The 6,806-nt window shown below is 36.1% G+C and carries 6 protein-coding genes and 2 pseudogenes; 4 read left to right on the top strand and 4 right to left on the bottom strand.

The window, feature by feature from the left end:
* Positions 1–310, bottom strand: a pseudogene (locus tag NSQ76_RS20895) (hypothetical protein); the annotation flags it as partial.
* Between the two features lie 70 nt (positions 311–380).
* Between NSQ76_RS20895 and NSQ76_RS20890 the strand changes: the two are divergent.
* The gene (locus NSQ76_RS20890; RefSeq protein ID WP_024024776.1) at positions 381–941 is read left to right on the top strand and encodes a hypothetical protein; all 561 of its coding nucleotides are present in this window, start codon (positions 381–383) and stop codon (positions 939–941) included.
* A 30-nt stretch (positions 942–971) separates the two neighbouring features.
* Here NSQ76_RS20890 and NSQ76_RS20885 read toward each other — a convergent pair whose 3' ends face one another.
* Together NSQ76_RS20885 and NSQ76_RS20880 are read right to left on the bottom strand one after the other, a co-directional pair.
* Positions 972–1,994: a protein rep gene (locus NSQ76_RS20885; protein WP_024024775.1), complete on the bottom strand. Its 1,023-nt coding sequence runs from the start codon at positions 1,992–1,994 to the stop codon at positions 972–974.
* 762 nt (positions 1,995–2,756) lie between these two features.
* A complete protein-coding gene (locus NSQ76_RS20880; protein ID WP_172693063.1) occupies positions 2,757–3,875 on the bottom strand; it encodes a response regulator aspartate phosphatase in 1,119 nt (372 codons plus the stop codon).
* Positions 3,876–4,806: 931 nt separating this feature from the next.
* Between NSQ76_RS20880 and NSQ76_RS20875 the strand changes: the two genes are divergently transcribed.
* From NSQ76_RS20875 to NSQ76_RS20865, 3 genes are all read left to right on the top strand, one after another.
* A complete protein-coding gene (locus NSQ76_RS20875) occupies positions 4,807–5,163 on the top strand; it encodes a type II toxin-antitoxin system RelE/ParE family toxin (protein ID WP_211044146.1) in 357 nt (118 codons plus the stop codon).
* 85 nt (positions 5,164–5,248) lie between these two features.
* Positions 5,249–5,533 carry a helix-turn-helix domain-containing protein gene (locus NSQ76_RS20870; RefSeq protein ID WP_341055904.1) on the top strand — a complete coding sequence of 95 codons (285 nt, stop codon included), beginning with the start codon at positions 5,249–5,251 and terminating at the stop codon, positions 5,531–5,533.
* Between the two features lie 230 nt (positions 5,534–5,763).
* Entirely contained in the window at positions 5,764–6,276 is a 513-nt protein-coding gene (locus tag NSQ76_RS20865; protein ID WP_326484271.1) for a DUF3967 domain-containing protein, read from the top strand.
* A gap of 345 nt (positions 6,277–6,621) precedes the next feature.
* Here the strand turns inward: NSQ76_RS20865 and NSQ76_RS20860 are convergent.
* Positions 6,622–6,806: pseudogene (locus tag NSQ76_RS20860) on the bottom strand (hypothetical protein); the annotation flags it as partial.

The following is a 6,806-nucleotide window of genomic DNA, read 5'->3' as shown; positions in this document are numbered from 1 at the left end:
CAAACATTAACACAGCTTCAAGAGCAAAATTGAAAGGACCCTTTTTTTTCATCAAAATTTGTGAGAATACTATATCGACAACTCCAACAACTACTACTGTAAGGAAAAAAAACTTAAATAAAGCTAAAACAGAATCAAAGGTACTGGTTGTATTGATAGAAATATAGGGGAACAAAGACACGAATTTAAATACACCTAAAAATATCAAAAAAGGTGAAGAAATAATAAAGACAAACATAAGAAAAACAATTAAAATCGCAAATACATGGTCTCCAGTTGAATATTTTTCTTTTTTATTTTTTTTACTCATGTGTAACAATTCCTCTCTTTTATGGTATTATATTACTTGGTTAAAATATCAAAAAAATAGGAGGATTAAAATGAAATTTACTAAAAAAAGATTTTCTCAAAGTGTGGTAACACTTACAGCTACAGCCCTTATCATTTCAGGATTTAGTGGTTTTGCGTCATCTGCTTCAGCTGCTGAACAAGACCAAACAGTTCAACCCACAACACAAATTGCAAGTAACTCATTGCCAAACTCATTAGAGAAATATATAGAAACACATAAAACTCCTAGCACATTAGAAGATTCTAAAGCATTTATTAAATTCGCATCACAAACTCGCGAATTTAACACTTATAACCAATTAAACCAAAATGGGCAAGTACATACTAATGGTATTGTTGGTCATTCTCTTAAAGCAATAAAAGCATTTGGATGGGTATGTAGAGTCGGAGGAAAAGCTCTTAAATGGGCCATCAAACCTCTATCTCCATCAAAAGCTAAACTGGTAGACAAATATGCAAGAAAAATTGCATATGCCACAGAAAGACTGAATAGTGCATCAAAAGGCGCTCTAGTAAAAGCTTTGAAAAAAGCAGGAGTACCTTCAAAAACTGCTGATTCTCTAGCAGAAATTATCTTATGGATTGTATAAAAATAAAGCAGACAAAATTGTCTGCTTTATTTAATTAATTATGTAATTCTTAATTCCTACATGCCAATGCGCCATAACCTCGAACGTCTCATTAGCTACCTCGTCTTCATCTTCTTCAATTCTGACAAGATCCCCGTCCTCGGCGTCCGTCAAATTCAGTTCCTTATGAATCTCTTTCAAGATCCCGCCGTAGCCGATCAACCGCCTGGCATTTAACGCATCATCCAAATAATAGACCGTATCCAAATTTTCCTCGGTCACTTCATTCCCACGTATCACATCAGTGTCTTTCACTGGATACTTAGAAATCTCTAAAATAGCTTTCTGTTCTTCCATTTCTTTGCGTACTTCTTTTTCAATCGCTTCCGCATCGATTCCCTTTTTACCTTTGACCCTTTGCACATGCACAATAGGTGTGTAATCCAATTTCATTGCTCTTTTCCAAAGGCTTGTCCATTCTTTTTGATTAATATAGTTCTTACCAAAGTAATTAGTACGAACAGGTATTAACACATGAAAATGCGGATGATATGTATTTTCTTCATGATTTTTCGTAATCTCTAAAGCTCTGAAATACCCACGCACCGCAGAATCAACTTTTTTATATTTCATCAATCTATTAAAGCCTTTCATCATATCCGAAATGGTCTGTTTCAGATCATCACCCTCAACGTTTTTTACTGTCAACGTGAGAAATATCCATGCTGGCTTATATTGCCGATTGGCTTCTTCAACGATCAATTTGTTGTGATAAGCAATTTTCAATGACCTTCGCCACGCACACATAGGGCATAACCTCACTTTACAAAAATAGGCTTGATATAATCGTAGTCTGCCCGTTTCTCGATCCCTCTTAAACGCAAGACATTCCGCACAATCACATACTTTCTCTGCCTTTTTTCCGTAGTAAGGCGCACCGGTACGCTTTTCAAGTCCTTCATAGTGAGCCGCCATAAGCGACGATCTCACCTTTTTCCCCTTCCAATCCCGCTTTTTACCTGTTGCGGTTTTATCCTCGAGGATGGTATAATTCGATTCAGATGAATAAAACAAAGAAAAAACCCCTTCTGCCGCTAGTTCTCTAGCTATCTATTATTTGGTGTGGTAACTTAATAATAGCAGACGGGGTTTTTCCCTGTCAAATTACCTTCAAACCCTTGACACCACTGGATTCATATCACTTTTTGAAAATCTCAATGTTTCTATATGTATCAAGATAAGAAAAGACACGATTCTGACTCCGTCAAAATCGCCCAAAAAGCTGGCGAAACCGCCATCTTTTTAAAAGATCAAAACCCAAAAACCTAAAAGACCAAAGACTAAACCAAATTTCCCCGCAGGGGGAGATTTTTTTTTGGTTTTTTGCCCCCCTACTCAAAAATTGAGTCCCCCCGTTTTTATAGCCTTAACACTTTTTTTGTAGCTTTTCATTAGCTTTTAACACCATTTTTATAGCTTTTAATCACTGAAACCTTGCAATCATAGACTCTGCTTTGCCAATCAAAAACTCCACACCTTTTCTGTAGCCTTTTGACTAAACCTCACACCAGAACGTGATAATCACAACCTGGATAATCACATTCTGGTAAGCACGTTCAAAAACCTAATCGTTTACGTCTTATTTTCAAGTAACTACACATGATATTTCCACAAAAAAAACAGACCTAAAAGGTCTGTTAATTTTCATGTTACAAATCTAATACGATACATCATGTTGCATTCCTTGACGCAACAGAAACGCTGTTATCTTGCGTCACTAAACCATAAACCGGCGCAACAGTCACAGCTAAAATCAAAACGGCAGCCATAATTTTTTTAAACGTCATATTCAAAATCGCCCCTTTGAATCAGTTTCTGAACTTGGATCATCTTCTTATAAAAAAATACAGAATCATCCAGTCGTTCTATGTCATTATAAAATCTTCCAGCCTCTAAAGCTAGGTCTTCTAAATAAGGATAACCACGACTATATAAAAGTTGATCGAATTTTTGATTGACTTCAACACTAGGCGAAACCGTCACATATAACTCATGAAGCACATTAAAAAGATCGACAAACATAGAATCATCATACTTTTCAGCATAGCTCTTTCCTTTCACACAATAATCAAGAGCTTCTTCTTTTCGTCCCTGCTTAAAGAAAATGATGGCTAAATCATAACAAGCTTGTACAACCTCTTTAGCACCGATCTTCTCGCCTAACTCTAATGCACGTTGGTAATATACTGTTGCTTTCGCAACATCATCTTGTTTATTAAAACAGTTTCCTAAATTCAACAAACCCTTAGTCGTAATGTAATCATGGCCAAGTGCAATAGATTCCTGTAAAGCTAGTTTCAAATGGGGAAGTGCCTTCTCATAACTGACCAAATCGTCATAATTTCCCGCAATCACGAATCTACACTGGATTAACCTAACTTGATATATACTGTTTGCCTTATAAGCATGATACGCCTGTTCAACATAATACATAGATAGATGTGTTTGCTTCATGTGATAAAAGATTTCTGCCATTTTGAAAAAGAACTCCGCACGCTCCAATTCATCAGCTACTTTATCAAGTTTTCTTTCAGCATAGCGATAAAATGTAATAGCTTTTATGTACTCCCCTTTAGAAAACTCATACATCCCTCTGAAAAAATTGAAATAGTACTCCATAATACCAGTAAGCCTTTTTCCTTCACCTTCGACAGCTCTCAAATAATCAGCTTTGTTGACAGTATTTTTTGAAGGATTCACGTATTCAAGCATCTGTTCATGGCGAAATTCCATTAGCTGAAAATAAAGAACAACCTGTTCGTCTTCCTCCATCAAATCGAGTTCATTCTTAACTTCGTTACGGAGAATCTCTGCATCTGTCACATTCAACCTTTTGATATGTCGATACCACTCATTAATCTTCTGACCAACCACAGGCGCTGCAATAGTTCCCATACCATCAATCCCCCGATACATCGCTTTTTTATGTTAAATCCTAGCACATGAAATACGACTATAACTTGCTTGCGTTTCCGTTTTTGAAAATTTTCGGTATCTCGCAAACGTTTTTTAAAATGAATTCAGCAGACAAAATGAAAAAACGTATTTAAAGACCCTATAAGCGTTTTAGACGCATTTCCCTATTTCAATTACCTGAACAAAAATAAAAGCGCTCAGAATCGAATCTGAACGCTCTCAACGGCATTTTTGAAATACAGCTTGGTATTTTTATAGGTTTAATCATTCAAATAAATCTTTGTCACAAACTCAACACCAGTCAATCCATTGCAATGACTAGCTTGAATTTGCTTTTTTCTTCCGTAGTACCCCCCTGTTAGAGTGGGGGGGTTCCCGTTTGGCTCTCGGTGCTTCGCTTTTCGTTGCCACTCGACGACTGTCGTCGTCTCCCGCTGCGCACCTTCGCCAAACAAAACAGACGCACAAATATTTCTTTAATCTTACCATTTTTTACTCTTTAATTCCAACGGTACAATGCCCTGGCATTCTGCTTGGAACGGAGAGAAAATCCACAGCACCTATTTAGGTGCATAAGTGGGCACTGGTTCCCTAGTGACTCTTTTCGGGCTCTGCCCAAACCCGCCAACGGTCAGCCCGTTGGATCGCAAATATTCAAACCCCCTACCCCCGATCTTCGGGGGATGCCCCTTCGGCAGGCGCAAACAAACGAGGTTTGTTTGATAAACAGGCTTTTGGGTGTCGTGAATGAGTCAACTCCTTAATGCTCACTTCGTTCCGCTTACCGTTGACTCATACTATTTTTAGTTCACCTCAAAATTTTATATTGATAACTTGATACCTTTATGTTATTGTGATTACACAAAGGTATCAAAAGTAATTAAATTACATATAATGGAGGATAACCGCGATGGACATTCATTTTTACGCTGACAGTCGCGGACGGCAACCTGTATTGGATTGGTTAGAACACGTAAAAAAACAAGATAAACCCACCTATAATAAAACATACATCATGCTCACTTATCTTAGACAGAACAGCCATTTAATATTATCTGGGGAAGTTTCTCGTAAAGACATTAAAAAACTAAAAGGGACCGACATCTGGCAATTAAGAATAAATGAAAATAGATTACTTTATTTTTATGCCTCAGGTAATTCTTTAGTTTTCACTAATCAGTTTAAAAAGAAACAGAATGACACACCCCAAAATGAAATAGAACGTGCTGTAAACAGAATGAAAACGTGGGCCAAAGAAAAAAACTAATCCAATAGTTGCTTGTTCGTGACCGGCTAAGCCGGTTCAGTAAATATGAATGCATCTCAAATAAAACATAAAAAGGAGGATCAAGATGAAAACCTTTAATGATCTTCGCAACCAACAATTTCAAGAAGATCAGGATTTATTTATAGCATTAGAAATAGTTGGAAACATAATAGCTTTTAGAGAACAAAAAAAGTTATCTCAAAGAGAATTATCTAGATTATCTGGAGTCCCTCAAAAAACAATCTCTAGAATTGAAAATGGTCACGATATTCCTAAAATAAGTACTTTATATAAATTGTTAAAAGCTTTAGATTTAGAAATTACAATAAAACAGACAAACAAAGAAGAAGCAGCAACAATACAAGCATAAAATAATTTCTTTGAAATATTAATTTCAAAAACTGCAACTGATGCATGGTTGCAGTTTTTTTGCTATTTTTCATAATTTGTTGTTCCATTTTTTAATGTCCATCGCCTTAAACATTGCGTGATCGTATGATTGCATCCATGGACGCAACCATGATCGTGATTGCAGGGAAACATTGATATAACTAGAATAATCAAGGTATGATTGTATGGTGAACGAGGTGGTAAAACTATATGGATAACCAAGAAACATGGCACTCTATCAAATCATTAGAGAAAGAACTTCAAATCCCAGATACCACATTACGAAGATACATTCGTCAACATGGCCATCATTTGAACATAAAGAAAAACGGAAAAAGCTATTTAGTAGCAAATGAATCCATTCCTTTGCTAAAAAAAATTCGTGGTTTATACGTAGAAGGAAAGTCCATAGAAAACATTGAGACCATCCTCACTAACGAAGGACATCCAATCACAATCACGATAGACAATCATACAGAAAGTACAGCATTGACGCTGAATGAGTCGATAGAGGACATAAGGAATACTCTCAACTCACAAATGAATGAACAAAAACAAATCATCCAATCTCTTATTCAGACAATTCACGAACAACAACACTACATTGAGGCTAAGCTTGAGGAACGCGACAAACACCTCATAGAGGCTCTCAAAGAGAATGAAGAAATGAAAAAACAGATTGCTGCATCTCAACAAAAAAAGTGGTGGCAATTTTGGAAATAGGACACCCATGACAATGGCGCACTTATACACACCCCTGTGTGCGTGCTAAAATCTCTCGATTTCCGTCAAGCGTGTAAAGAAGAAGCCGACTTAATAGCCGGCTTCTTCTGATTCTTCAAACCACAATGCAATGAACAGCAAAGTACAAATAATGAATGCTCCTAAATCCATCACATTAATTACAATCGTCATCACATTCACCTCCACAGTGAACGGATTCTATCACAAAAATATTCCTCAAAACGAAGCACTGAAAAATAAAAAAAATGCTTGCGGACACCGCAATGGAATAATAAATTTTTTATTCTAAGAATCTAATTGGGAACGTTTTATTAAACGACATTTTCAATTATTTTTATCTTGTATTTTTTTCATCATTAACCCATAGATCCTTTTTGAAACTGGATATACCAGAGCAAACAACAAATACAAAATAAATAAAAATAGAGAAACCCACAACACGCCTGTATCCCTTATAACAATATCTTGAGAGTTAAACGAATAAATTAAAACATAAAGATAAAACACAA

Origin of the sequence: Bacillus sp. FSL M8-0256, from assembly GCF_038005765.1 — a bacterium.
GTDB lineage: Bacteria > Bacillota > Bacilli > Bacillales > Bacillaceae > Bacillus > Bacillus safensis.
The sequence above is the reverse complement of the archived record's forward strand: the minus strand, read 5'-3'. Positions and strand labels throughout refer to the sequence as shown.

Coding starts and splice junctions, on each gene's coding strand:
- NSQ76_RS20890 (WP_024024776.1), top strand. CDS start 381: ATGAAATTTACTAAAAAAAGATTTTCTCAAAGTGTGGTAACACTTACA.
- NSQ76_RS20880 (WP_172693063.1), bottom strand. CDS start 3,875: ATGGGAACTATTGCAGCGCCTGTGGTTGGTCAGAAGATTAATGAGTGG.
- NSQ76_RS20875 (WP_211044146.1), top strand. CDS start 4,807: ATGGACATTCATTTTTACGCTGACAGTCGCGGACGGCAACCTGTATTG.
- NSQ76_RS20870 (WP_341055904.1), top strand. CDS start 5,249: ATGAAAACCTTTAATGATCTTCGCAACCAACAATTTCAAGAAGATCAG.
- NSQ76_RS20865 (WP_326484271.1), top strand. CDS start 5,764: ATGGATAACCAAGAAACATGGCACTCTATCAAATCATTAGAGAAAGAA.